This is a genomic window from Hymenobacter swuensis DY53 (assembly GCF_000576555.1).
GTDB lineage: Bacteria > Bacteroidota > Bacteroidia > Cytophagales > Hymenobacteraceae > Hymenobacter > Hymenobacter swuensis.
On record NZ_CP007145.1, the window covers coordinates 2,122,939 to 2,149,453 of the forward strand.

The following is a 26,515-nucleotide window of genomic DNA, read 5'->3' on the forward strand; positions in this document are numbered from 1 at the left end:
TTATCACGTATGCACGATTCGCTCCTGCGTGATGAGGTCCTTCGCTCCACTCAGGATGATTGAAGATCAATTCACCCATTTACCCGTTTAAACATCCATCGGTTCAACTATCCATTCAATCCTCCACATCCACCAACTTGTAGCGCACGGCGGATTTTTTGGGGCGGATATCAAGGCCGGTGTAGTGGGCGTAGGCTTTGGTAAAGCAGGCTCCGAAGTAGAAAATCATGGCCGAGTAGAACACGAACAGCAGCACCAGTACCACGCTGGAAGCTGCCCCGTAGATGGGCCCCAGGTTGCGCGGCACCAGCAGAAAGCCCAGCACGTTTTCGCCCAGATCAATGAGCACGGCCGTGAGCAGGGCCCCGCGCCACACGGCTTTGGGTGGTACTTTGGCGCTGCTCAGGTTCCGGAACGTAACCCCGCACCAAGCGGTGAGAATCAACAGAGAGAATATTTGGTTGCCGATGCGGAAGAAGATGGAGCTGAAGGCGGCCCCGAAATCGTGGGCGTAATGGGCCAGGAAGGCCAGGGCCGCATCGGAGAGGAAGGCCAGCAGGGAGAGTAGTCCGGTGGCCAGCAGCAGGCCTAGGGAGCGGCTGCGCTCCTTCAGCACCTTACGGAACTGGCCGGTGCTACGTCGTACCCGCACCTGCCAGAGCTGGTTGAGCGAGTTCTGGATAACGCCGAACAGGGTGGTGGCAATGAACACCAGAAACCCGAAGCCCAGCCACGTCACCAGCCGGCTGCGCTCAATATTGGTCACGTTCTGCAAAATCTGCTCTACCAGGCCCGCCGCCGAGGAGCCCAGCAGGTGGGAGAGTTTGGTAAGCAGCAGCACCCGCACCTGGGTGCGGGAATACAAAGAGCCCAGCAGTTGAATCAGGATTATGACGATGGGCGGCAGGGCAAACGTGGTGAAGAAGGCCGTGGCCGCGCCCAGCCGCAGCGGGTCGTTGGCCCCGAACTCCCGGGCCGCCCGGCGTAACAGAATCACAAAATCGGTGAGGGGGTGGCGGCGGGCAGAGCCGGGCTCGTGTACTTTTGTCATAGGAGGCGCGTACTAGCCGTGGGCGCGCAGCCGGGCACGGGTCGAGTTACGAAGGTAGCTTCCGGCTGCTGCATCACCACCCATTTTCCGCTAATCCCAATTCTTCGTGTCAGAGCCCCGGGTTCCGCTGTCAGTATCTTCTTCCGCTGCCCCGCCGGTCAGCTGGTGGCGTCGTCGTTTGTTGCAGCCGGTACTCAACCTGCTGCGGCAGGGCCTTACACCGCAGCAACTGGCCCTGACGGTAGCATTGGGTACGGCGGCGGGCATGGTGCCGATGCTGGGCATTACCACGTTGCTAGCTACCACGGCGGCCGTGCGTCTGCGCCTGAATGTGGCGGCTACGTTACTGGTAGCACACCTCTGGAGCCCGGTGCAGCTGCTGCTCATCATTCCGTTTATGAGCCAGGGGGCTAGATTATGGGGTTCTCACAGCCCACCGCTGACGCTGGAAAAACTACAATACCTGTTTCGCCACGATTGGGTGGCAGCTCTGGGCCTGCTTTGGCATGCCATTCTGGGCGGGCTGGCTCTGTGGGCCGGGGCCTTCCTGGTGCTGGGGCCCATTCTGTACTTCACGCTCCGGCCCGTACTGGCGCATCTGATGGGCAAACGAAACGCCTCCGAGGCAGTGGCACCGGAATAATAACGCTCAACCGTCGGAACATAAAAAAGCCTCCACAACAACCGTTGCGGAGGCTTTTCTGTACTTAGACTGAGCACTAAGCGCGCTGGTAGACCGGCGTGGTGGTCAGCAGATACTGAATAAGGGGCTCTTCGGACGCAGTGTCAATCAGCATAAGATCCACGAATTGGGCTTCCCCGATTTTGCCCTGGATAACCGGGCCCAGGTCCTGCAGGAAGGCCGGGTCTTGGTTTTCGGTATCGAAAGCTACCAGCAGACGTGACTGCTCGGGGTTATTTTGCATGCGCATTTCGGCTAGGTATACCGTGCGGATATGGTCCTGAGTGGCGCTGTATTCCCGCAGGCCTTCCAGTAGCTCGGTTGGTTCGGGTTCGGGCTGGTGCAGCGAAACCTGCACGTCGGCGGGGGCGGGCATCTCAAACAGCTGTCCCGCGAGCAGGGCCTCAATTTCGGCCGCTTCGAGCAGCTTGCCTACCGCTGAGAAAGGATTCAAGGCACAGTCGGCTCCTTTCACCATCGTGAAGAAGTCATGGCCCCGCAACCGCAGGTAGGCTACGCTGCCCTCCGGTACGGCACCGTTATCAAAAATGCGCTCTATGGCCGTGAAGACGGCAATTTTACCGTCGTGCAAAGCCTGGAGCTGAATTTCCATGCCTTCAGTAGGTGTTACTTCTCCGGGTTCCTGCCCTTCTTGGCCGGCCATTACTACCACTACTTCCTCGCCCAGCAAGGCTTGGTAGAAGGGGCTGCGGAACTGGGGCTCTACGGCGGCCTGCATCAGCAGTTGCTCCAGAATATTCAGGGGCTGGAAATCAGGCAGCTGGGGAGCTTCCTGGCCCAGGCTGCCCGGAAGTGGAATAGGTGGAGCCGGCGGAATAAACGGTACGGGAGCCGGGGCGGGAGCGGCCGGCATCTGGTAATTGGAGCCCTTGTAGCGCGGACCGGCAGGCGAAGCGGGTACGGCAGGAGTTTCGGGGGCGGCGGTAGTGCCGGCAGCCGGGGTGGGGGTAGGAGCGGGGGCCGGGATGCCCTCGTCTTTCTTTTTCAGGAAGTCAAACAGACCCATAATCAGAACAAACAGATGAAGCTGCAAGCTAAGCAGGTTTGGGGTAAGATGCACCTCCAGTGAGACGGTGAGATAGTGAGTTTGCGGTTCGGCCGGCACAAGTAGCGCAAACCGAACTGCAAACTCACCATCGCACTATTTCACCGCTATTGCCCATCTGAGCCGTTGCAACGGCCCAGCAGCTCCGAGGCTTCCCGGATGGTATAGGGCTGGTTCTGGTTGCCCCAATTGGTTTGCAGGAAGTTAAGCAGGTTCGTAATCTGCGAATCAGTCAGGTCCTCATGGCCGGGCATCACCTGGTTGTACTCAACGCCGTTGACCACTAGTGGCCCTTTCAGGCCTTTCCGGATGAGGCAGGGCAGTTCGGCGCGGTGTTGGGCAATGTAATCGGTGCCAGCCACGGGCGGAATCAGGCGCTGCAGGCCTTGGCCCTGGTCGCCGTGGCAGCTGGCGCAGTGAGTGGCATACAGCTTTGCACCTTCATTCTGCCGCTCGGTAAAGCAGCTGCTCAGACTCAGCACCCCTACCGTGCCCGCTGCCAGCGCGTAGCATAGCCCGGCTGTACGTGCCCGGAGCCTCATTTGGCGGCCGTGGTGGCTTCTTCCTGTTCCTCCTTCAGCAAAATGGGTAGGTCGTGAATTAGCTGGTCTACCTGGCTTTTTTCCATCCCGTCATACACGCCCCGGATGCGCCGTTTGGAATCGACGAGCGCAAAAGCACCGCTGTGGGCAAAGCCGCCCTGCACGGTTTTATCCACCTGCGCGGCCGTCATGTAGGCCTTAGCCAAGGCAAAAATGGTGTCGTGGGAGGCCGTGGCGAAGTGCCAGCGCGCGGCATTCTTAATACCCAGCCGCTCGGCGTAGTCGCGTAGCACCGGAATGGAATCGTGAGCCGGGTCGATGGTATGGCTCAGGAACAGCACGTTGGGGTTGCTCTCAAACTGCTTATAGACCCGCAGCAGCTCGCTCTGCATTTTGGGGCAGATGCTGGGGCAGGTGGCAAAGAAGAAATCCGTGACGTACACCTTACCCGCGAAGGTGGCGTTGGTGATTTCCCGGCCCTCCTGGTTGGTAAGCCGGAAAGCCGGTACCGGGTCGGGTAGCGTATCGGAGGGTGAAGTAGGCTCCGAATGGCGCAGGCCCTGAATAGGCAGGCGCTCAGCTTGAGCGACGGCCGTGGTAGCCGAATCGGTGGAGCAGGCGGCCAGCAGACTGCCGACGGCCAACAGACCCGCTAGTACGGAACGGCTGCTGGTAAGGTGCAAGTTCAGAAAGGACATTATTGGGCAGAAGAAGTAGGGGCAGAACCATCGGCCACTACTAACCGGGCCGAGTCCTGACTGGTTTGAAACAGGCGGCCCACCGAATCGATGCGCTGCTGTTGGGCGGCGAAGTAGCTGAGGCGGTGCGTTACGGTTACCGTATCGGCGGGCTTGCGGTAGTGGTGCATCCAGAACAGCATGCCGTTTTCGGCCCCGAGCAGCGCCCGGCGGTGGCGGCTGGCAGCCACGGTATCGGCCAGCGGAGTTTTCTGGAGCTGCTGGCGTAGCTCATAGAGCTTATCCATCTGGGCCATCAACTCATCATGGCGGGCCAGGACGGCTTTTTCGGCGGCTTCAGCTTTCTGCTCGTCACTCTGCAGTGAGAGGCAGGCGGGAAGCAGCACCAGCAAGGGGGCAAATCGGAGGATTTTCACGGCCGCAAAGGTAAGGCGGGATTCAGTGAAAAGTTGCTGATGTTCCTGGAAAGCCCGTTTCATTGGCCACACCGTCCAGACGGTTTTTCGTTTAAGTAATAAGGCGCCACCAAGCGTTTTATACCCCATTCAGACGGATCTTCTACTGGCGCAAATAGTTTCTTAGCTATAAGCAGACGGCGAAGTGCCGCCGCCTACTTTTCATGCAGGTTCCAGTTGTATTCCAGAAAGCCAACATTAGCATTGGCGTCGAGCTTGGTTTTGGAATATTTGTTCACCCACTTCACCACTGACTGCCCGTTTTCGTTCCAACGGTGTTTTTAGGCGTGACGTATCCTCAGCCGGCCCACTCGGCGCGGGCCCAATGCCACAGGGCCCAACCTCCCCACACCAACGCCCCGCCCATTACCAGCAGCAATAGTACAATAAGCAGCACCAGTCCTTTGCCACTGCCCTGGTATCTGCCCTCGGCGTAGTGGGCGCGTAGCAGGCGCACGTTCCGGTCGTTGGCTTTATAGGCGAAGTCGAAGATGTTGCCAATCACCGGAATAGCGCCAATCACAGTATCCAGCAGCACATTTACTAGCATCCGCACTACTAGGTTGCCGCTGGCACCGTGGCGCATCATTGTCAGAATCAGGACGCCGGAAATAGCCAGGGAAGGCAAACCGCCCACTACCGGAATAAGGCCCATTATCGGGTCGATGCCGAAGCGCCAAGTGGTACCCGGCACCCGAAACTGGCTGTCGAGCAGGTGCGAAATACGCTCCACCCACCGCAGGCGGTCATCTTGATCGAAGGAGACAGGAGAAACAGACGTAGGCATAGCGGGGAGAAAGGTAGTTTGCCGTTACAGGGCCGGCTTCACATCAAAGAAAATGCGTTTGCTGCCACTGCGGCCGGAAGCCGACAGGCCCTGAACTTCCACTACGTATTTACCGGCCTGGTCAGAGGTAAAAAACTCTACGGTTTCACTGCCGCCAGTAGTGGTAACCAGTTCCGGCTTCCAGTACAGCAGGTTGCGCAGGTCGGCCAGGCGGCTCTGCTTCTCCTCAGGCGTAGCGTAGCGCGGCGCATAGAACTCCCGATTCTGCTGCAGCCCCTGGTATTCCTGCAGTAATACGTGCGGATTAAACTGGAAATCCGCCAGATTGCCCTGATAAGTAATGTAGCTGACAATACCGTTGTAGCGCATGGTGCCCTGGAAATACGGAGCCGTTATGACATCCAGCGCCTGAATTTTCAAGGGGTCCATCTTCATCAGCCGGTTCAGGTCCACAACCGGAACCCCATCCAGCAGTACCAGCGGCTCATCCTGAAAGATGACGTGGTTGAGGTTGTCCAGCACCATAAAATGGAACCTGTCCTTCCGCATTCTGACCTGAACGCCCGGCACGTACTCGCGCATCACTTCCTCCAGTACCTTGAAACGCGTGTAATCGTCGAGGCGGTAATGCTCGTTGGCTTTCCCGTAAAACGGCACGCTATCAACTGGTAGGGGCGTGAAGCGCGTCAGCAACTTCCCGAAGTAGGCCCGTTGCGTTTGCGTGGCCAGACTCCGCTCCAGCAAAGCCTGTTGATCAGCCGCCGAAAGTGGTGTTGGTATCCGTGAGGCAGTAGTGCGGAAGGTGGTAGAAAACGGGTTCAGGATTTCGAACTGATAGGTCGAATCCTTGAGGGCACTGGTCTGAAGGGTAACCGTCTTGTCGCCGTACAAATCATGCGTTTCAAAGCGCAGCAGGCCGGAATTGTCGCTGATGGCGTTGAAGGTGCGAACCAGGCGGCTGGGGGAAGCCAGAAATGCCGAGATGCCGGGAGCCGGCTGGCCGTTGCCCTGCTGCCGCACAAGTGCCTGCACCAGGTGGCCGTTTATTTCCGGTAGATACGGCAGGTTTGGGCGGCCTTTGACTACCTCCGACCAGGTAAAACGGCTCCAGCCCTGGGTAAGCATGAGGTCATCGGCGGCTGTTTCGGCCTCTGGTCCGGTATGGGTGAGGTAATAGTCGGGTTGCTCAACTGTACCCCGCAAATCGGAAGCCAGCCAATAGTACCCGCCAATGGCAGGCTGAGCCGTCGCCGAGACGGAGTCCAGCCGATAAACGGTCATCGACATGTTGGCGGCCTGGGCCGCACCGGCTTCGGTGGTCGTACTCACCTGCAGCGTTACCTTCTCCCGGCCGGCGTACTGGCTCTTGTCAGGCTTCACCGCAATGCTCAGGCTGCGGCGCGGCTGCGTGAAGTACAGCCGCTCAGCCAATGGCTGCTTCCGGGCGTTGAAAATGGTAAAATGGGTAACGCCATCGGGCAGGGCTTTTTTGTCGAGCGTGTACTGGCCGGTGCCATTCGCCAGCCGGATAATGCCACTGGCCGCTACACGTTGCCCGGCGTGCCCCAGCAACAGAATGTCTTCCGTCGGCCGGCCCTGGTCGTTAGTGGTAACAGTGAGGGTCAGCTGTTCCGAGCCCGAGGACTGCAGGCTCAGAACGTAGCCCTGCGCGAGGGGCGTAGGCAGGGTGCGGGATACTACCCGTTTGTTGGGGAGCTGCACCAGGGCCGTGTAGGAGGAGCCGGGCGCGGGGGTAAGCATAAAATGCCCCATGCCAAACCTATGCGTGGTAAACTCGCCCACGAGATTGCCTTTCTCGTTAACCACCGTGCCCGTAGCGGGCACGCTGTGTCCCAGCCGGTTGGTAACCTTGAAAGCTACCTTACTGGCCAGGCCCTGTACCAGCGAACCACCCTCGGGGAAAAACTGCACATCATACGCCGCCGAGTCCCTGGCCAGCTTCAGCCCCAGTGAAGTGCCCGGGTTAACCACCCGAACCGTGGTATGGTAGTAAAAGTCCGGGCCGAAGTTCTTCATCCAGCTGGTGTAGGCCCGTACTGTGTACGCTCCTGAAGGCAGAGACGAAGGCAGGGTGAATGAGCCGTGCCCGGCGGCTTTTGCCAGCGCAATTTTCGTCTGCAGCACCGGCCGCTGGTTTTTGTCGAGTACTTCCACGTACGCTACCCGGCTCATGGCGAGGGGCTTGTGAAAAGTGCCATCCACGGCGTACACCTTAAACCACAATAGCTCCCCGCTCATGTACAGCGGGCGGTCAACGTGCAGGTACAGTTTTTCTGGCAGCGTTTGCTGCGTGTAGTGTAAAAACTGCTGAGTCAGGTGCGTCAGCGAATCGGTTTGGGCCTGCACAGGGCTGGCGGCCAGAATGGTGGCCGTGGCTGCACTGGCAAACAGGCGGGTAAGAAACTGCATTGCGTTACGGCGAGTAGAGGTAATAGTACGGTAAAGGGTTTTCCGGAAAAGGAGCGAAAAACCGACTAAAGGCAACGCGTTCCGGCGACGCGGAAAGCTACTGCACCATAGTAGCCAGGCCCGTAAGAATTAAAATCTGAAATTATACGTGAGGGTAGGAATGGGCTGTCCAAAGATGGACAGCTTGTAGCCCCTGAGCTCACCATTAACAGATTTGAAATAGATGGAATACGGATTACGACGTCCCGTAAGGTTATAAACCGAAAAAGTAAAGGAGCTGTGAGCTAGTTTTTTTACTTTATGGTTGCCTTCAAAATTCAGGGCAAAATCTACGCGGTAAAAATCGGGCACCCGATACGCATTCCGCTCCGAATAATACACCCGGGTGGAATTACCAAGTGTGTACTGCGCCAGCGGAAGGGTAATAGGCCTGCCCGTATTGTACGTGAAATTCAGCGACGAGCTAAACCGCCGGCTGAACCGATAATTACCAATCATGGCAAAATCGTGGGGTTTATCAAAATTGCTCGGATAGTATTTGCCGTTATTAACAATATCCGAGGTTGTCTGATTATTTACCTGTACCAGGGAACGGGAATACGTGTAGCTTACCCAGCCATTTATTTTGCCGGTTAGCTTTTTTACCATTACTTCCACCCCGTACGATTTTCCCACGGCGTTTACCACGTCCGTTTCAATATGGTGATTAAGCAGCAGGGTGGCTCCACTCTTGTAATCGACAAAGTCGCGGGTGTTTTTGTAGTAGGTTTCTACCGAAGTTTCAATCGTGTTATTCTTAAAATTCCGGTAGTAACCAATGGCTGTCTGGTCGCCTACCTGCGGACGAATATTGGCGTCGCTGAGCTTCCAGACATCGGTAGGCGACATGGAGGTGGTGTTCGACAGCAGGTGAATGTACTGGCGGGTGCGGTTGAAGCTCATTTTCACCGAGGAAACATCGGATAGGGCGTAGCGGGCGGAAAGCCGGTATTCCGGCCCGTGGTACGTAGCCAGCACATCTCCCGCTTTGTAGGTGAGCGTATCGGTAATTGTATTCTCTGAGCGTGACACGCCAGGCAGGTACCGATAGGTAGTGCGGGGGCCCAGGGCATTGAACAGAGAGTAGCGTAACCCCACCGAGACCGATAACCGCGGCGAAATATCAAACCGGTCCGACAGATACAGGGCGCTTTCTAGGCCCTTCTCACGCTGCAGCACATCCGGCAGAATCAGGGATTTTTCGCCCTGGGGCTGCAGGCTGCCCGGCAATACGTCGTACAGGACGGAACTGACCCCAAAATCCAGCGTGTGCTTCTGGTTAAGGAAATAGGTGAAGTCCATCTGGGCATTCGTTTGGCCTAGATCAAACTTCAGCTCCGAGGCATTCACCGGATTTTCCTCGCTGACGATGTTGTAGTTGTACTTGCTGACGGCCCCGGTCAGTACCCCAAACAGCTTGTTGCTGAAGTTGTGCCGCCACTTAATGCTCCCGTTGAAATTCTTGTACTGATAGGTAGTATCGCTGGCCAGCCTGAACTTGTCTTGGCTACTGTAGGCTGTAATGTACAGCGCGTTTTTGTCGTTGAATTCGTGGCTGATGTGCGCGTTCAGATCATAGAACGAGGCAGCGCTTTCCCGCAGGCGGCTGTTCGGGATTTTGTGTAGCAGCCAGTTGGAGTAGCTGGTACGCCCGCTCACGATAAAGGAACTCTTATCCTTGAGAATCGGGCCTTCCAGCGTGAGGCGGCTGGTGAGCAGACCAATGCCACCGGAGCCAGCAAACTTTTTCTTGTTCCCGTCGCGGGTCGTAATATCCAGTACCGATGAAAGCCGTCCGCCGTATTTGGCCGGAATAGCACTCTTGTACAGCTCAACCGACTTCAGAATGTCAGGGTTGAAAGCCGAGAAAAAGCCGAACAAGTGCGAGGGGTTGTATACCGTCGCATCGTTGAACAGAATCAGGTTCTGGTCGGCCGCCCCGCCGCGCACATTGAGGCCGGTGCTGCCTTCTCCTACCGATTTTACCCCCGGCAGCATCATCACCACCCGCAGAATATCCGCCTCGCCGAAAGCCGTGGGCACCTGCCGGATGGTTTTGATATCCAGCTTTTCCAGGCCCATCTGCATTCCGGCCACGTTTTTATCTTTCTCCGCCTCAATTACTACTTCCCTGAGTGGGGTAATATCTTCCTCTACCTCAATTTCCAGCTTACCATCCCCACGCACTACCAGCTGACGCTTGGTATTGTTGATACCGATGCCCCGGATGCGCAGCTCGTGCCGGCCCAAGGGCAGCGTAATGGAATAGGCCCCAAACTGGTCGGTGGTTGTGCCGATACTGGGAGACTCAATAAAAACGGAAGCCCCGATAATCGGCTCCCCGGACTTGATATCCCGAACGTGCCCGGCCAGGGTAGCCATGCCCTTGTTCTTCTCGTTGGGTACAATACCTACCTCGTAGAGCTTCACTGCGCTGCGGGCCCGCTGCTGGGCAGCCTCTTCTTCATCGGCAGCATTCGTCAGGGTTTCTTCCACAGCAATGCCCCCCGGCGACTCCGGCAGGAAAAAATACTCCGGTAAAGCCGTCTGAATAGCCGCTCCCGTGGTCAGGTACACCCGGTTGTTCTGGTCAATGGCAAAACGAAGAGGCGTACCCTGCAAAATCTGCTGTAAGGTGGCGGCCAAAGGATGGTTACCGGCTTTGGTAGTTACCTTGATGTTGTCAATAACTCCCGGCGCAAAGAAGAAACGGTAAGGGGTCTGGGCTTCTATTTCCTTAATAAACGCATCTAGCGTGGCGTTAGAAAGTTCTCTGGTGCTTACGGTTGGTGGCGTAACCTGTGCCCTGAGCTGGGTGTTATAAAACAGCAAAGAGAAACCTAACAATAAAAAGTATTTCTTATTCATGAGGGGTGTTGATAGGCGCGTGGAACTACTTGCTCAGGGCGTTGTAATAAGAAACAAGCTGGATCATGTCTTTCTCCCGGCTGTTTTTCTTAAAGCGTAATCTGTTGGATTTGACAAATTTTTGCAGTTCCTTCTTCTGGTCGGGAAACAGCCTGGTAATATCGGCGGCACTGGAAACCAGGGAGGGTTTTTCATTATAGCGGATATAATATTTGTCGCGCTCAATAAATGAATATTCTATCTGGCCGCCCTGAATGGATTTCTCTGTTTCTTTAACCCGCCGGGCTATTACACTGGCTTCGCCTGAGACTAGTAGCTCATAAAAGCCCGCCGTAAAGTTGGCTTCCTTGTCTTCTGATAGATAAATAAACGAATGGTTATTAACAGAAAAACTGCCAACACTGGGCGTGATAAGCTGAATTTTTAGTAGACTTACTGGGTAAAAAGTTATTAGCTGATCCAGCTTAATATCGTACAACAAAGGCACGTCGGAAAAGGAAGCACCGTTGTATAGTACGCTGCCTTTTTGGGGCTGATCCGTTTCGAAAAATGGATGGCCCTTGGTCTTTTGCAGAGCTTTGTTATAAAATACATATTCCGGCCCATTGAAAAGCTCGGAGTTATTTGAAATAGCTGCCGTGTAATGCGAGGAAGCACTCTTTACAGATGCTACTAGTAGGGTAGAATCGGTGGCAGAGGATTGGCCAAAACCCGTTAGTGGAGCCACGAAAAAGGCAAGGCCGCCAAGAAGTAACATGTGTTTCATAGAAAAATGTCAATAGGTAGAATAATACGTAGCTTATTCTCAGGTTGGAAAGGTGCGCGCCGATGAAAAAAACAGTGGTAGACAGCAAGGGGAAATTCACCCTGTTCTCATTGTTGCCGTGCAATACGGTTGAGTTTCTGGTATACAGCTAAGTGTATGCAAGCCAGTAAGATAGAAAAAGTAATAGAACAATGTGTAAAAAACACAAGTATTACTCAGTGGCCTCCTCAAAACTCAGAAGTGGGAGCGGGCAACACAGGCAGGAGCCTGCGCTGAAAAATGATTCTGAGCCACAAGTAACGCTACGTTCCATGAAAAACCGCACGTTAGGCCAATCCGGCCTGAAAGTTTCTGCTCTCGGTCTAGGCTGCATGGGCATGTCTGATTTTTACGGGGCGCGCAACGACGAGGAAAGCATCCGGACCATTCACCGGGCGCTGGAGCTGGGCGTCACCTTCTTCGATACGGCCGATATGTATGGCCCCTTCACCAACGAAGAACTGCTGGGCCGGGCCCTTAAAGGCCGCCGGGCCGAGGTGGTCATAGCCACCAAATTCGGCATCCAGCGTGACCCGAACAACCCGGAAAAGCGCGGCATCAACGGCCGGCCGGAGTACGTGCGTCAGGCCTGCGAAGCCAGTCTGCGCCGTTTGGGCACCGACTACATTGACCTGTATTATCAGCACCGCGTAGACCCCGGCACGCCCATTGAGGAAACCGTGGGCGCCATGAGCCGGCTCGTGGAAGAAGGCAAAGTGCGTTACCTGGGCCTCTCTGAAGCGGCCCCGGATACGTTACGCCGGGCTAGTAAGGCCCATCCCATTGCCGCGCTGCAAACTGAATATTCTCTCTGGAGCCGCGACCCGGAAGAAGAGATTCTGCCCACCTGCCGGGAGCTGGGTATCGGTTTTGTGCCGTACTCGCCGCTGGGCCGGGGGTTCCTGACCGGGCAGATTCAACGCTTTGAGGACCTAGCCCCCGATGATTACCGCCGCCACACGCCCCGCTTCCAAGGCGAAAACTTCCAAAAGAACCTTGATCTGGTGAGCCGCATCAAGGAAATGGCCGTTGAAAAAGACTGTACGCCCGGCCAACTGGCCCTGGCCTGGGTACTGGCCCAGGGCGAAGATATTGTGCCTATTCCTGGTACAAAGCGGGTGCCGTATCTGGAGGAAAACGTAGGTGCTGCCAACCTGATCCTGTCCCTGGAAGACTTGGCCCGCATCAATCAGATTGCTCCCCAACACGCTGCCGCCGGCCAACGCTACCCCGAGGCCATGATGGCCAGCGTCAATCGGTGAAGTGGTAAAATTGTGAACGTGTGAGGTTGATGTTCTACTGGTGTTGCTCGCAAGAGAACATCAATCTCACACGTTCACTACTTCACAGTTTCACCTTTGATTCACCGTCGCACGGGGGGAAGCAGGTCGATCCAGCCGTCTTCGCTCACGACGATGGCCAGCACGGGGTAGCGGCTGCTTTCCACGTAGCGTAGGGCCGAGTTGTAGCGGGAACCCCGGCTGGAGTCGCCTTTTTCAGTGGCGAGGCCATCTAGGATGACGCCAATGGCGAAACAGGTACCGGCCGGGTCGATGAGCACGGCTCCATCGATATTGGTAACGAGGCGCAGTACGGAGGGCGTCATCAGGCGTGGGGCCACCCGGAAGCACTGGCGGGTGAGGCGGGCCGCTTCTTGGGCCGCGCCCTCCGAAATCAGGAGAATAGTGCCGTTTGATTGGGTGGTAGCCTTGAGGGTCAGCTCCCACAGATACGCCCCACCGGCCGCGTCTACGGCCGGGAAAACCCGCCGGATGGCCTCTGTAAAGTTGTTCTCATCTACCGTGCCCTGCGGAAGGCGCGGTGTATTGGAAACCACCTTCATCATCAGCTGCCCGTCGTGGCTAAGCTCCCAACTGTAGTGCTTGGTAAAATGCACCGTGAACAGTGGCTCGTACTGCGGGTCGGAAGTTTCTACGAGGTAGCCCAGCCCGAAAACATCCGTAGCATCCGTAATCAACGAGTTCCGGTCTTCGCTCAACTCCAGCAGTTTCCGGATGCGACGATAGTCCCGCAAGGGAATCGGGGATTCCAGGGTGAGAACAGGGACAACTGCCTGGTGGTTGCGGCGCGAAATCAGCACGGTACCTACCCCTTCGTCGCCCTCATGGCGCAGGGCCGCCACCCCGTTGCAGGCGTCATAGAGGCCGTGTGAGCCGGCGGCGGCGCGCAGCATGAAGCGTCGGCCCGCCGCGCGTAGTACCTCGTTGTAGTCTCGGTCAAGTACTGGCCGATCATCGTCCGTATCCGATTCGCGCAAAGCCCGGGCCGCATCCTGCAACACTTCCTGCACCGTGGCGGCCAGCAGGGAGGCCGGGCGGGTAGGGCCGGCAGGTCCGGGCAGGGAATAATAGCCCTGGTACGTCTCCGCGTTGAGCTGTAGCACGATGATAACCAGATATCCGCCCACGGTTACGGGTAATGAACAAAAGCTCACCCGTTTCTCCTCCCGATTAACTACCAGGTCGTTAATCGTGTGTTCCGTGGCCCGGCGCAGCAAGTCATACCACCGCTGCTTCTCGTACCGGTCATGGTCGAGGGGGTGGAGGTGATATACCACTTCCCGGGGGCCATCGGGCTCCAGCGAAGCGGCGCGGGCTTTAAGTACGGCAAAATCATGAGGCCGGTAGCGGTGCGTTTGGGGCTCAACTACTACGGCTTCAGGCTCGTCGGTTTCACGGGCCGAAGCCAGCCCCAGCAGAAAGACTTCCGGCTTCAGCGTCCGGTCAAGCAGATTAAAAACGCCATCAGCAAATAACTGGGCCGAGACGCGAAACAGACTTTGATTTTCCCACATAAGGGACGGCGGGTGGGCGTGAGGAGCGCAAAGGGGCAAATACGCAAAAAAACTGCCGACGGGTGGACTCAACCCACAAATGACCTGAACTTTTATTAACCTTCCTGCGGCCACGCAGTTATAAGTGGGGCCGCACCGGAGCGGCCGGGCTTTGTTGCGGGCTCGATTGGATGTATCTTCCGGAAGTTTCCTGCGCCAGCCGCCCGTGCCATGTTCGTAGACCTACTCGTAGCCGGCATTATTGCCATATCTATCCTGCCGCTTACCACGGGATACTGTGCCTATAGCTACGGTCGCTCATTCTGGCTGTGGTTTGCTTTGGGGTTTCTGCTTCCGATTGTCTCGTACTTTATTCTCTTCGCCCTGATCCTGCGTCAGCAACTCGACCACGGCCAGCGGCTGCTGTTCGAAGCCAAATCTATTCTTGCCGAAGCCGAAGAAGCTGAGCGCGCTGAACGACAGCGGCATGAATAGGCACTTGTTAAAGTAGCACCCCGTTTGTAGAACGTCATTCCGAGCATGTGGCGCATCAAGCCAGGGTGCGGAGCCGGAGCATCTCGCGTGCTGACGTTGCACCGGTCATCCAACGACGGCACGCAAAAGGTTCCACTCTGCATGACAGTCTGCAACGACGTTCTGATAGAGTTTGACTTGCTGTCTGAGCAACCGCCTCAACCCAGAAACCGCCGGATACCCTGCGCGGCCCAGGCCCCGGTGCTGAAGCAGCCCTGCAGCAGGTAACCACCGGTGGGGGCTTCCCAGTTCAGCATCTCGCCAGCCACGAAGGTGCTAGGCCGTTGTCGCAGCATCAGGTTTTCATCTAAGGCCTCCCAGGCCACTCCGCCGGCCGTGCTGATGGCTTCATCCAGTGGGCGTAGGCCGGTTACCGGAATGGGCAGGGCTGTGAGTAAGTCGGCTAAGGCGGCCGGCTCAGTGGGAAAAACGGCGGGCCCCAACTCCCGCAGCAGCGTGGGCACCGGCGGCCTGAGCTTCAGTGTCTCACTCAGAAACGACGCCCACGACTTGCCGGCCCGCCGGGTTTGCAGCCGCGCCAATAGTTGGGCTGCTGACAGATCGGGCTTGAGGTTGAGGTGCAGATGGGCCGGCTGCCCGGTGGCCAAAGCAGCGCGCAGCTGAGGCGTAAGCGCATATACCGGGGTGCCTTCCAGACCGTAATCCGTGAGCATGATTTCGCCGCGCACGGTATGCGAACCGCAGCTTACCGCCACGTTCTTGAGCGGCTGCCGACCTACCTTCTCCCGAAAAAAATCTGACCAGTTTACTTCCGCTCCGCAGTTGCTCGGTGCGAAGGGCACCACCGGTACGCCCAATCCCTCTAACACTAGCAGCCAACGGCCATCGGAGCCAGTTTTGGCCCAGCTGGCACCGCCCAGGGCCAGTAGGGTGGCAGTTGGGTGCGTTTCGAACTCGGTGCCGGTGGCTTCGTTGCGCAGGCGCAGGCCGGTTTCGCCCGCAAAGCCCAGCCAGCGGTGGCGCGTCTGGATTTCCACGCCCAAAGTGCGCAGGTGCTCCAGCCACGCCCGCAGCAGCTGGGCCGGTTTGTAGTCGGTGGTAGGGAAAACCCGGCCGCTGGTGCCCACGAAGGTTTCAATGCCCAAATGAGCAGCCCAGGTGCGCAGATCAGTGGGGGAGAAGTGACGTAGGTAACGGGCAAAGGCCGGGGCGTGGGCGGCGTAGCGGGCGGCAAAAGGCGTGGCTTCCTCGGCGTTGGTGAGGTTGAAGCCGCCGTGCCCAGCCACCAGAAACTTGCGTCCCACCGTCGCCTGGGCTTCATAAAGCCGCACCCGCACGCCTGCTTCGGCTAGGTGCTGGGCCGCCAGCAGGCCCGCCGGTCCACCCCCGATAATTGCTACCTCAGCCGAAGAAACGCCCGTTTGCATCTGGCAAAGGTAGCAAGTCCGGGCCGGCACTTGCTTGCTGGAAAGGGCCTGTTTCGGACCAATGGTGCGTTTTGTGCGTATAGCCAGGGCCGTTGAGCTTGATTGTACTTGCGGGCTAACACATTACTGCATGGGTTCGTACTCTATTCTGATTGGGCTGAGTCTGGCCGTCATCCTGTCGTATCTGTTTGATGTAGTGGCGCGGGCCACCAAAGTGCCCTCGGTGCTGATGCTGCTGCTCTCGGGCATTGCGCTGCGCCAGGCCGCCGACTACTTCGATTTCACGCTGGGCATCCCGAAGGTGGTGCTGGAAATCTTCGGCATCATCGGGCTGATTATGATTGTGCTGGAAGGGGCGCTGGATTTGAAGATCAGTCGGGATAAGGCTCCGCTGATTCGCCGCTCGTTTCTGGCGGCGGCCCTCATTCTGGTAGTGCAGGCCGTGGTTATTGCCCTGATTCTGCATTTCTGGCTGCACGTCAATTTCCAGAGCTGCCTGGTAAACGCTATTCCGCTGGCCGTTATCAGCTCGGCCATTGCCATTCCCAGCGTGGCCAATCTGCGGGGCGAGAAGCAGGAGTTCATCGTGTACGAAAGCACGTTTTCTGACATCCTGGGCATCATGTTCTTCAACTTCGCCCTGCAGGATAACTTCGCCCACGGCGCCTCAGTCTTCACCTTCGGGCGTGATGTGGTGGCGGTGCTGGTGGTGGCGGTGCTGAGCACGGCGGCTTTGGCGTTTCTGCTCGACCGAATCCGCCTGCACGTCAAGTTCTTTCTGATTCTGGCCTTCCTGATTCTGCTCTACAGCGTGGCCAAGAAGCTGCATCTGTCGTCATTGGTACTGGTGCTGGCTTTTGGGCTGGCCGTAAACAACGCTGACCAGTTCCTGACGGGGCGACTGGGCCGCTGGTTCCGGCCCGAGCGGCTGGCCGAGGAGGTGCACCAATTGCGCAGCATCACGGCCGAATCGGCGTTTCTGATCCGCACGTTCTTCTTCCTGCTGTTCGGATTCAGTATCACGCTTAGCGGTTTGCTCAGTGCGCAGCTGTTGTTGCAGGGCGTACTGATTGTAGCCGCCCTCACCGCCATCCGCTACGTGTACCTGCGCTACATTGCCCGCACCGACCTGATTCCGGAACTGTTCATCGCCCCCAAAGGCCTTATCACGGTGTTGCTGTTCTACAGCATTCCCCAAAAGCACCTCATCGGCGAAGTCAGCGAGAATATCCTGTTCATCGTCATTCTGCTCACCGGCGTCCTGATGATGGCCGGCCTGCTCCTAAGCAAGGAACAGCCAGAAATAGGGGAGTATTGAAGTGAAAGGAAAAAAATAGAAGCCTCTGCTTGAAATAGCAGAGGCTTCTATTTTTTTCCTTTCACTTCAATTTAGAAGTTCGCTTTGAACAGCTTGATGGCAATAGCCAGCAGAATCACGCCGAACACGCGGCGCAGAATATCCTCGCCGGCTTTGCCAAGCTTGCGCTCAATCCAGGCGGAGCTTTTAAGCACCAGGTACACGAAGATGAGGTTCACTAGGATGCCAGCCAGCACGTTGGGCAGTTGGTAAGCAGCGCGCAGGGACAGCAGCGTCGTCATGGTGCCGGCTCCCACGATGAGCGGAAACGCTAGCGGTACAATGGAGCCCGTGGCCGCTAGCGGGTTGTGCTTGAAAAGCTCCACGCCCAGAATCATCTCCATGCCAATTAAGAAGATGATAACGGCCCCGGCCAAGGCAAACGACTGAAAGTCAACCCCAAATAAACTCAGAATGCTCTGGCCCAGGAACAGAAAGGCCACCATCAGCAGGCCCGCTACCAGCGTGGCTACCTCGGCATTGATACCGCCTTCCCGCTGCCGGATTTGGATGATAATTGGGATGGAGCCCAGAATATCAATGATGGCAAACAGCGTGAGCGTAACGGAGGCTATTTCCTTGAGGGAGAACATGCGGTGGAATTAGGAGTGTTGAATGATGAGAGTTGAATTCGGTCGTTCAGAAGCGACTTATCTAATTCATAATTCACCTCTCATCATTCATAACTAATCAGGCGAATTCCCGGGCGAAGAACTGCACGAGCTGCTCGAAGGCGGCGTCGGGAATGGCGGGGAAGTTGGCGATGCGCAGGCTCGTAGGCTTCCAGGTGCCGTAGCCGCTGCCTAGCTGCAGATCCTGGCTCAGAGCCCGGCGTTTTACCTCGTCGATGAGGGCAGGCGGCCCCTGCAAACCGATAACCGTGGTGGAGCGGGTTTCAGGGTTGGTAATGAGCGGGGTAAGTTGCGTGGCTTGGTCGAAATAGTCGTAGAGCTTAGTGGCGCGGTCCTGCAGGTGCTGGTGTACCTGTTTGATGGGGGCGCGGTCGGCCAGGGAACGGCTCAGCAGGTAGATGCCCAGCACGTTGGGCGTGTGGGTCGTCTGGAAGTTGAGCATCTTCTCGTACTGGGCCGTGAGCGAGTTGTAGTGGCTCCGCTCGTTGACCTTGCGCAAGCGCTCCACCGCTTTCGGCGACAACAGCATGATGGAAAGGCCCGCCGGTAGCCCGAAGCACTTCTGCACCGAAGCGTACCAGATATCGGCCTTGATGTACTTGAGTTGGATCCCGGCCATGGAGGACGTGGCATCCACGGCCAGCAGCGTGTTGGTGGAGAGGCGGTTGTAGAGGTTCAGAATCACGCCGTCGCGCAACTGGGTGGCGTTGCTGGTTTCGTTCTGGGTGAGGCACACCAAGTCGGTTTTCTCGTCGAGGCCGGGCAGGTTATACACGTCGGGTACCTCATCAATCCCGAAGGGAATACCGATGCTTTCCGGCCGCAGGGCCTTGGCGTACTCGTACCACTTCTCCCCGAACGCGCCGCTGTATAGGTGGTAGCTCTTGGTAGGCGTGAGGCTCTGGGTCAGGACTTCCCAGCACTCAGTGGCCGAGCTCATGAAGAACACAGTGTAGTCCTGGGGCACGTTAAGCTTGTTTTTTAGCTCCTGAATGGTCTGGCGCATGAGCTGCACAAACCGCTCCCCGCGGTGCGGGGCCGAGAGCCAGCCCTCATCAAACGCATCTTGCAGGTAGCGGCGCACCTGCGGGTACACCTGAGAAGGGCCGGGATTGAATGTATACATAGGTGTGGAAGGCTAAAGGAAGAAATGCAAAGGTAGCGGAAGGCGAAGTTGTGAAAGGTGAAGTTGCGAAAGGTGACTAGTGAAAAATCATCTTTCACAATTTCATCACTTCACAAATTCACTGTTGTCATCACACCTTAAACCCGACGCGCTTGGGGCGCTGGCCATCGAAATAGTGCAGGGCCAGCTTGTAGCTGTCGAGCTTGAAGCCGCTGATGCTGCCGACGCAGTTGCGGCCAAGGAGGCTTTTCTGACGGAAATCCTCGCGGGCGTGCAGGTTGCTCAGGTGCACCTCCACCACGGGCGCACCGATGGCGGCCACGGCATCGGCCAGGGCCACGCTGGTGTGGGTATAGCCGCCGGCATTCAGCACGATGCCGTGGTAGCTGAAGCCTACTTCGTGCAATTTGTCAATCAACTCCCCCTCGTGGTTGCTCTGGAAATATTCCAGCTCGAAGTTTGGGAAGCCTTCGCGTAGCTCGGGCAGGTATTCTTCGAAGGAGCGGGTGCCGTAGATGCCGGGCTCACGCCGGCCCAGCAGGTTCAGGTTGGGGCCGTTAAGAAGGAGGATTTTCATGGTAGGGCTTCGTTGGTAGTGCCTGGCGCCTGGGAAGTAGTAAGCAGAGCCGAAGACAGAGTTTGTAGCTTGCGGAGGCAGCTGTTGCCGCAAGCTACGGCTGCAACGCAAGTAAAGCGAAGTTTTAACCTGCGTTGCAGTGGCCGATGCCCAAATGCTACGCATCAGGCACTACCAACCAAGCACTATCTCAACATGTCCACCTGGTCCGTTACCATCAAGCAGTTTGCCGGTTATCTGCAGCTGGAAAAGTCCCTGTCTTTAAACTCGGTGCAGGCATACGTGCGCGACGTGGAGAAGCTGCGGCAGTATCTGGAGCTGGAGAAGCTGCCGGCCTCGCCCCAGCAGGTGACCACCCGCCTGTTGCGCGACTTTCTTACCAGCCTGGGCGGGCTGGGGCTGGAAGCTACCTCGCAGGCCCGCATTCTGTCGGGCATCAAGGCTTTCTACCGCTTCCTGATCATGGAAGATATGCTGGCCATTGACCCCACCGACACGCTGGAAGCTCCCAAAACCGGCCGTAAGCTGCCCGATACGCTCAGCTACCCCGAGATTGAGCAGCTGCTCAGTGGCATTGACCTGAGTACGCCTGAGGGCACCCGCAACCGGGCCATGCTGGAAGTGCTCTACAGCTCGGGCCTGCGGGTAAGCGAGCTGACGGGCCTGCGCCTCTCCAATATCTACGCCGACCAAGGCTTCGTGCGCGTGACGGGCAAAGGCAATAAGGAGCGGCTGGTACCCATCGGGCGTGATGCGCTGAAGCACTTGGGCTTCTATCTGCAGGGCATCCGGGCCCATCTCGATATCAAGCCCGGACACGAGGATATCGTGTTTCTAAACAACCGGGGCAGCGGTATTTCGCGGGTGTCGGTGTTTACCATCATCAAAGCCGCCGCCGAGAAGGCTGGAATTCGCAAGAGCATCAGCCCGCACACGTTCCGGCACAGCTTCGCCACCCACCTCATTGAGGGCGGGGCCGATTTGCGGGCCGTGCAGGAAATGCTGGGCCACGAGAGCATCACCACCACCGAAATCTATACCCACTTGGACCGGGACTACCTGCGCCAGGTCATCACCGAGTTTCACCCCCGCAGTTAGGAGCCGGATATCAGTGGATTTATTGCTCCTGGGCCTGGCAGGTACTGAGCCACTCCACCGCTTCGGCAGATTCGTCAAAAATCTGGATTTCGAACTGCTTGAAGATCTGGTGTGCCGGAGTGGGCGTGTAGGCTGTAACCAGCGTTTGGGCCTGGGCCACATGCGCCACAAAGCGCAACCCGGCTTGGGCGGCGGCTGGCCCCCATTCGTGGGAAAGCCAGAACAAGGAGTCGAACCACGGGCCTTCGAGGCGGCTGTTGTCGTTTAGCAGGTACGCGCAGTGCAGCTGTTGCAACATCTGTAAACCGGCCAGGGCTCCTTCCCGGGCTTGCTCCGGCCCCACAAAGCCCTGCCAGGTGACGCGTAGCCATTGCCGGTCGGTGTCGTATAGTAGCTGGCAGTAGTTGGGGCTGCCGGGGGCGGAGAGGTAATGAGGTTGCATAGGTATCGGGCTACAATAGGCGTAGTGTATTGAACGGATAAATGTTTCGGGAGGATGCCTGAGCCGGGCGGAAACCTATTTTTGCGTTTTCGCCGCCTTGCTTTGCTCCGCATGTCCCAGGTTTCTGCTCTGTCTGCCCCCCGCCGTTTGTTTGTTGCTCCGGTGTGGTGGGCGGTGCTGGCGCTGCTGCTGCTGAGCCTGATGTACGTGGCCCCGGCCGGCCGCACCTACATTCTCATCGACGATAACCTGGACACTGAGTTGGCCGTGCCCTATGCCCTTATGCAGGAAGGCAAAGCCCTTGATTACCATCCTGCCACAGTAGTAAACCGGCTGATGAACGGTCTGCCCCGCAACGCGCTGCGGCCGGGCCTGCAGCCGCTGGTGGGCCTGCTGGCCGTGCTGCCGCCGCTGCCAGCCTACCTGCTGCACGAGCTGCTGGTGCGACTGGCAGGCCTGCTGGGGCTGTACGTGCTGCTGCGCCGGTACGGGTTGCCTGCGGCTCACCATGCTCAACTGTGCGCCGTGCTGGCCTTGGCTTGGGCCGTTCTACCGGGCTACACGGCCTACGGAGTATCGGTGCTGGGGCAGCCCTGGGTGCTGTGGGCACTGCTGAATCTGCGGGCGGGCCGCTCCCGGGTGAGCAGCTATCTGGTGTTGATGGGGTTTGCCTGTTGGTCGAGTCTGGTGCTGGCGGGCGTGTTTGTGCTGGCGGCGGCAGGAATATGGCTGACCTGGGACGCGTACCGCAACCGGCGCGTGGCGTGGCGGCCGTTGGTGGGCCTGGGCGTACTGGCTGGCAGCTATTTGGCAGTGGAATATCCGCTAGTGTCCTCTTTGCTGAACAAGCAGTTTGTGCCGCACCGATTGGAGTTTGATTATGCCCGACTGTCCTCCGGTGGGGTAGGAGCGGGGTTGGTATCAGCGGCCCGGTACTTTCTGCTGGGCCAGTACCACGCCAGTAGCTTCCTGCGGGCGGCACCGTTGCTGGCCGCTGGCGCAGCGGTCTGGCTGCTGCCCGCTGGTCCGGGCCGACAGCGGCTGTGGCGAAAGTTGAGCGTATTACTCGGGTTGCTGGCCGGGTTGGCGCTGTTCTGTGGATTCTACCCGCAAGTGGTGGGCGCGGTGCAACACGCGCTGCCGCCATTGCGCACGTTCAACCTGTCGCGCTTCCATTTCCTGACGCCGCTGGCGTGGTTTGGCGTGCTGGTCCTGAGTCTGCGCCAGTTGCCGGACCGCCGGGCCACCTGGACGCTGGTAATACTGCAACTGCTTATTGGCTTGGGCATGAACACCGAGTGGACGCTGAACCTGCGGCGGCAGCTGGGCCGTCTGCCAGCCTCCGAGCCTACGTATGCGGCCTTCGTGGCCCCGGAGCTGTTCCGGCAGGTCCGGCAGGAGATTGAGCAGCGCACTGGCCAGCCTCCAGCCACATACCGCGTCGCCTGCCTGGGCCTGCCGCCCGCCGTGGCCACTCTCAACGACTTCTACGCCCTCGACGCCTACCAGAACAACTATCCGCTGCCCTACAAGCACCGGTTCCGGCAACTTATAGCCGGGGAACTGGCCCGCAGCCCGGACTTGCGTACGTATTTTGATGCCTGGGGTAATCGATGTTACCTGTTTTCAGCGGAGCTGGGCAAGAATTTTCGGGTGGCAGCGTTGCCGGAGCGTAAGGTGCAGCACTGGCGCTTCAACACGCCGGCCTTCCGCCGGATGGGTGGCCGCTACGTGTTGTCGGCGGTCCGGCTGGCCCGGCCGGAGCAAACCGGTCTGCGCCTGTTCGGCCAGTACGTTGCTCCCGGGGCCTACTGGCATTTATGGGTGTATGAGGTGAAGGGTTGAGCGGTGGTCCTAAGCAGAGCGAAAGGCCTTGCACCAGTTGAACGGAAGGCATAACCACGACCCGTTCCAGCGTAACAAGGTCTTTCGCTCTGCTCAGGATAACTAGTCAACCATCCACCCATTCAGCACTTCACCAATCTGACACTTCACCCATTCACCAATCCACCCATTTTATCCCTAGATTTGGTCTTTGGCGTGTATTCTGATGGCTAAAAATACCTACAAGCAACAACCCAGCGCGGCCCCAAGCCGCACCAACGAGCCGCGCCCGGCCACCGAGCCCCGCGCGACTCGCAACCAGCCGCGCTCGGCGGCCACGGAGCCCGTCCGCGAAACCCGTCGGAACGAGCCCCGCAACGCCAGTACCCCCAAAGTGCCTCGCAAACCGCTGAAACTGCCCGTCGTGAACTTCAACGGCTTATTCAGCTTTGTGCGTGACCGACGGTTTCAGCTGTTTCTGGGGTTTTTCTTCCTCATTGGCTCCATTTACCTCACCATTGCCTTCATTTCCTTCCTGTTCACGGGCCACGCCGACCAAAGCGTGACCGAGAGCGTGGACCGTACTCCGCTTAAGGATGCGGGGCAGGAAACCGGTAACTGGCTGGGCCTGATTGGCGCGATGCTGGCACAGCTGCTCATTCAGAAAGGTTTTGGTGTGGCGGCCTTCGCGGCCATTCCCATTGTTTTCTTCCTGGGCTACAAAATCGTCTTCCGTCGCGCCGGGGTTTCGTTCACCTATATCCTGGCTCTTTGTCTGTTTACCATGTTGTGGCTGAGCGTGTTGCTAGGCTATGTGGTACTTAGCATCCAGAGCCCGGACGCCGACCCCAGCCTGGCGCATAGCCTTGATTTTCTGTGCGGGGGAGTAGGGTACGAAACGGCCTTCTGGCTTGATAGCCTAATTGGCTGGGGTACGGTGCTGCTGCTGGCCTTCCTGCTGATTTCCTTTGTGGTGTTCTTTTTCAACGTTACCAGCCTCAACCTTAACCTGCGCCGCAGTGCTGGGGAGGAAGAAGACGAGCTGGATAGCACGTTGGCTACTCCGGCCGGCTATGGCAACACCGTGCGGGCCAAAGCGGAACAGGCTCCCTGGCAGGACGATGACAACGATGAGCTGGAGGCGCCGGAGCCGGACGACTCCCTGGGTATTACCCTGAAACGGGTCGGCCCGCTGGCTGCCCAGCAGGAACCTGTGGAGGAGCCTGCCTATGCAGAAGCCGTGCCGCCGCGCACAGGCCCCGTCGTTTCACCAGCATTCAGCGTGGCTGCCGAAACAGCGGCTACGGTGGCGTCCGGCGGGTTGGCTGCCGCCGTGCCTATGAGCGTGGTCCCGACCGTAGCCGCTGTGGCTGCTGCCGCCACGGCAGCCGCGCCAGCAGTACCGGTCGCTACCGGTCCCAGCTTCTCGTTTGAAATGCCCGCCGCTGAGCCGCCCCGCCCGGCCGCTCCGGCCGCCACGGCCAGCGTACCTACGCCGTTATCGTTGGCCGACTTGGTGGATGACGGCACGCCGCTGCCCGCCCCGGCGGTAGTTGTGCCGGTTGCTTCTCCGGTAGTGGCCGGGCTGTCATTTGAGGTAGAGGATTCTACGACTACTCCCGAGCTGGACCCCTCAGCTGGAGCCGATATGGCCGTTATTGCCGAGGAGGCGGAGGATGAGGAAGCCATGCCCACCGGCGAGTACGACCCTACGCTGGATTTGCCTCGCTACCAGTACCCAACCTTGGAACTGCTCAACGACTACGGGGTGGCCAAAGCCCAGGTATCCAAGGAGGAACTGGAGGCCAACAAGGACCGCATTGTGGAGACGCTGGGGCACTACGGCATCAACATTGCCAGCATCAAAGCCACTATCGGGCCCACCGTTACGCTCTACGAAATCGTGCCCGACGCCGGGGTGCGCATCAGCAAAATCAAGAGCCTAGAAGACGATATTGCCCTGAGTCTGGCGGCTCTCGGCATCCGCATTATCGCGCCTATTCCGGGCAAGGGTACCATTGGTATTGAGGTGCCGAACACCAAAAAGGAAATGGTGAGCATCCGTTCGGTGTTCAATACTGAGAAGTTCATCAGCACCGAAATGGACTTGCCCATTGCGTTCGGGCGCACCATCACCAACGAGGTGTTTGTGGTAGATCTGGCCAAGATGCCCCACCTGCTGATGGCCGGGGCCACCGGCCAGGGTAAATCGGTGGGCCTGAACGTGATTCTGGCGTCGCTCATTTATAAGCGTCACCCTAGCCAGCTCAAATTCGTACTCGTCGACCCCAAGAAGGTGGAACTGAGTATCTTCAACAAGATTGAGCGCCATTTCCTGGCCAAGCTGCCCGATACCGAGGAGCCCATCATCACCGACACTAAGAAGGTGGTGAACACGCTCAACTCGCTGTGCATGGAGATGGACCGGCGTTATGATTTGCTGAAGGACGCTGGCTGCCGCAACCTGAAGGAGTACAACCGCAAGTTTGTGGAGCGCCGCCTCAATCCCAAGAAGGGCCACCGCTATATGCCCTTCATTGTGCTGGTGATTGACGAGTTGGCCGACCTGATGATGACGGCCGGCAAGGAGGTGGAAACGCCTATTGCCCGCCTCGCTCAGTTGGCCCGCGCCATCGGCATCCACCTGATTGTAGCCACCCAGCGCCCCTCGGTAAACGTTATTACGGGTATCATCAAGGCTAACTTCCCCTGCCGGATTTCCTTCAAGGTGACCAGCAAAATCGACTCCCGCACCATTCTGGATGCCGGTGGCGCCGACCAGCTCATCGGGCAGGGCGACATGCTCATTTCTCAGGGTTCCGACATCATCCGGGTGCAGTGCGCTTTCATTGATACGCCCGAGGTAGACCGCCTCTGCGACTTCGTAGGCGAGCAGCAGGGCTACCCCGATGCCTACCACCTGCCCGAAGTGGTAGGGGAAAGCGGCAGCGGCAACGGCGACTTGGAAGACATGGACCCTTCCCAGCGCGACGCCATGTTTGAGGAAGCCGCCCGCGTTATCGTCACGCACCAGCAGGGCAGCACCTCCCTGCTCCAGCGCCGCCTGAAGCTGGGTTACAACCGCGCCGGCCGCCTCATTGACCAGTTAGAACACGCCGGCATCGTTGGGCCGTTCGAGGGCAGTAAGGCCCGGGAAGTTTTAATTCCCGACGAATACAGTTTGGAACAGTTGTTGAATAGCCTACCGAAATAACGTTGGGAAATAGAACTTGACCTGTAGAATTTGTTCTACTGTTTTCCGTTCAGGGTTAAACTTTATTCGAGTTCCACGTTCATAGTGCCAATCTTCCCGTACGTTC

General features: G+C 58.0%; 22 protein-coding genes. 7 read left to right on the top strand and 15 right to left on the bottom strand.

Annotation, left to right across the window (positions count from 1 at the left end; translation table 11 throughout):
* Positions 1 to 115 precede the first annotated feature (115 nt).
* Complete coding sequence (locus tag HSW_RS10355; RefSeq protein ID WP_052346332.1) at positions 116 to 1,051, bottom strand: YihY/virulence factor BrkB family protein; 936 nt, start codon at positions 1,049 to 1,051, stop codon at positions 116 to 118.
* Between the two features lie 106 nt (positions 1,052 to 1,157).
* On the opposite strand from HSW_RS10355, the gene HSW_RS10360 reads away from it, so the two are divergent.
* Positions 1,158 to 1,694: a DUF2062 domain-containing protein gene (locus HSW_RS10360; RefSeq protein ID WP_081768360.1), complete on the top strand. Its 537-nt coding sequence runs from the start codon at positions 1,158 to 1,160 to the stop codon at positions 1,692 to 1,694.
* Between the two features lie 76 nt (positions 1,695 to 1,770).
* Here HSW_RS10360 and HSW_RS10365 read toward each other — a convergent pair whose 3' ends face one another.
* The 8 genes from HSW_RS10365 to HSW_RS10400 all read right to left on the bottom strand — a co-directional run bounded on the left by HSW_RS10365 (position 1,771) and on the right by HSW_RS10400 (position 11,384).
* Positions 1,771 to 2,787, bottom strand: a complete 1,017-nt coding sequence (locus tag HSW_RS10365; protein ID WP_155832915.1) for an enhanced serine sensitivity protein SseB — start codon at positions 2,785 to 2,787, stop codon at positions 1,771 to 1,773.
* Positions 2,788 to 2,906: 119 nt separating this feature from the next.
* Positions 2,907 to 3,341 carry a c-type cytochrome gene (locus tag HSW_RS10370; RefSeq protein ID WP_052346334.1) on the bottom strand — a complete coding sequence of 145 codons (435 nt, stop codon included), beginning with the start codon at positions 3,339 to 3,341 and terminating at the stop codon, positions 2,907 to 2,909.
* The gene (locus tag HSW_RS10375) at positions 3,338 to 4,039 is read right to left on the bottom strand and encodes an SCO family protein (RefSeq protein WP_044001865.1); all 702 of its coding nucleotides are present in this window, start codon (positions 4,037 to 4,039) and stop codon (positions 3,338 to 3,340) included. The genes HSW_RS10370 and HSW_RS10375 overlap by 4 nt, the downstream gene beginning before the upstream one ends.
* Positions 4,039 to 4,455, bottom strand: coding sequence for a hypothetical protein (locus HSW_RS10380; RefSeq protein WP_155832916.1), 417 nt, complete (start codon positions 4,453 to 4,455; stop codon positions 4,039 to 4,041). Before HSW_RS10380 ends, HSW_RS10375 begins: the two co-directional genes overlap by 1 nt.
* 337 nt (positions 4,456 to 4,792) lie before the next feature.
* Entirely contained in the window at positions 4,793 to 5,281 is a 489-nt protein-coding gene (locus HSW_RS10385; RefSeq protein WP_044001867.1) for a DUF4112 domain-containing protein, read from the bottom strand.
* Positions 5,282 to 5,305: 24 nt separating this feature from the next.
* A complete protein-coding gene (locus tag HSW_RS10390; RefSeq protein ID WP_052346335.1) occupies positions 5,306 to 7,711 on the bottom strand; it encodes a hypothetical protein in 2,406 nt (801 codons plus the stop codon).
* Positions 7,712 to 7,840: 129 nt separating this feature from the next.
* On the bottom strand, positions 7,841 to 10,618 hold the full coding sequence (locus tag HSW_RS10395) for a TonB-dependent receptor (RefSeq protein WP_044001868.1): 2,778 nt from the start codon (positions 10,616 to 10,618) through the stop codon (positions 7,841 to 7,843).
* A gap of 25 nt (positions 10,619 to 10,643) precedes the next feature.
* Positions 10,644 to 11,384 (bottom strand): hypothetical protein, encoded by a 741-nt coding sequence (locus HSW_RS10400; protein ID WP_155832917.1) that lies wholly within the window; start codon positions 11,382 to 11,384, stop codon positions 10,644 to 10,646.
* Positions 11,385 to 11,695: 311 nt separating this feature from the next.
* Between HSW_RS10400 and HSW_RS10405 the strand changes: the two genes are divergently transcribed.
* Positions 11,696 to 12,685, top strand: a complete 990-nt coding sequence (locus HSW_RS10405) for an aldo/keto reductase (protein ID WP_044001870.1) — start codon at positions 11,696 to 11,698, stop codon at positions 12,683 to 12,685.
* 101 nt (positions 12,686 to 12,786) lie between these two features.
* Here the strand turns inward: HSW_RS10405 and HSW_RS10410 are convergent, their stop codons facing one another.
* Entirely contained in the window at positions 12,787 to 14,238 is a 1,452-nt protein-coding gene (locus HSW_RS10410; protein WP_044001871.1) for a diadenylate cyclase, read from the bottom strand.
* Between the two features lie 210 nt (positions 14,239 to 14,448).
* Between HSW_RS10410 and HSW_RS10415 the strand changes: the two genes are divergently transcribed.
* Positions 14,449 to 14,712, top strand: coding sequence for a hypothetical protein (locus tag HSW_RS10415; protein WP_044001872.1), 264 nt, complete (start codon positions 14,449 to 14,451; stop codon positions 14,710 to 14,712).
* A gap of 197 nt (positions 14,713 to 14,909) precedes the next feature.
* Here the strand turns inward: HSW_RS10415 and HSW_RS10420 are convergent, their stop codons facing one another.
* Complete coding sequence (locus tag HSW_RS10420; RefSeq protein WP_044001873.1) at positions 14,910 to 16,139, bottom strand: BaiN/RdsA family NAD(P)/FAD-dependent oxidoreductase; 1,230 nt, start codon at positions 16,137 to 16,139, stop codon at positions 14,910 to 14,912.
* A gap of 130 nt (positions 16,140 to 16,269) precedes the next feature.
* Here HSW_RS10420 and HSW_RS10425 point away from each other — a divergent pair, with 130 nt between their 5' ends.
* The gene (locus HSW_RS10425; protein WP_044001874.1) at positions 16,270 to 17,457 is read left to right on the top strand and encodes a cation:proton antiporter; all 1,188 of its coding nucleotides are present in this window, start codon (positions 16,270 to 16,272) and stop codon (positions 17,455 to 17,457) included.
* Between the two features lie 71 nt (positions 17,458 to 17,528).
* Here the strand turns inward: HSW_RS10425 and HSW_RS10430 are convergent, their stop codons facing one another.
* The 3 genes from HSW_RS10430 to aroQ all read right to left on the bottom strand — a co-directional run bounded on the left by HSW_RS10430 (position 17,529) and on the right by aroQ (position 19,831).
* Positions 17,529 to 18,089, bottom strand: a complete 561-nt coding sequence (locus HSW_RS10430; protein ID WP_044001875.1) for a MarC family protein — start codon at positions 18,087 to 18,089, stop codon at positions 17,529 to 17,531.
* 97 nt (positions 18,090 to 18,186) lie between these two features.
* Entirely contained in the window at positions 18,187 to 19,254 is a 1,068-nt protein-coding gene (locus tag HSW_RS10435) for an aminotransferase class V-fold PLP-dependent enzyme (RefSeq protein WP_044001876.1), read from the bottom strand.
* A 130-nt stretch (positions 19,255 to 19,384) separates the two neighbouring features.
* On the bottom strand, positions 19,385 to 19,831 hold the full coding sequence (aroQ, locus tag HSW_RS10440) for a type II 3-dehydroquinate dehydratase (RefSeq protein WP_044001877.1): 447 nt from the start codon (positions 19,829 to 19,831) through the stop codon (positions 19,385 to 19,387).
* 195 nt (positions 19,832 to 20,026) lie between these two features.
* On the opposite strand from aroQ, the gene xerD reads away from it, so the two are divergent.
* Positions 20,027 to 20,929 (top strand): site-specific tyrosine recombinase XerD, encoded by a 903-nt coding sequence (xerD, locus tag HSW_RS10445; RefSeq protein WP_044001878.1) that lies wholly within the window; start codon positions 20,027 to 20,029, stop codon positions 20,927 to 20,929.
* A gap of 19 nt (positions 20,930 to 20,948) precedes the next feature.
* On the opposite strand, the gene HSW_RS10450 is transcribed toward xerD, so the two are convergent.
* Complete coding sequence (locus HSW_RS10450; RefSeq protein WP_044001879.1) at positions 20,949 to 21,371, bottom strand: hypothetical protein; 423 nt, start codon at positions 21,369 to 21,371, stop codon at positions 20,949 to 20,951.
* Between the two features lie 111 nt (positions 21,372 to 21,482).
* On the opposite strand from HSW_RS10450, the gene HSW_RS10455 reads away from it, so the two are divergent.
* Both HSW_RS10455 and HSW_RS23800 read left to right on the top strand, forming a co-directional pair.
* Positions 21,483 to 23,216: a DUF6044 family protein gene (locus HSW_RS10455; protein ID WP_044001880.1), complete on the top strand. Its 1,734-nt coding sequence runs from the start codon at positions 21,483 to 21,485 to the stop codon at positions 23,214 to 23,216.
* A gap of 205 nt (positions 23,217 to 23,421) precedes the next feature.
* Positions 23,422 to 26,409 carry an FtsK/SpoIIIE family DNA translocase gene (locus tag HSW_RS23800; RefSeq protein ID WP_081768361.1) on the top strand — a complete coding sequence of 996 codons (2,988 nt, stop codon included), beginning with the start codon at positions 23,422 to 23,424 and terminating at the stop codon, positions 26,407 to 26,409.
* Positions 26,410 to 26,515 lie beyond the last annotated feature (106 nt).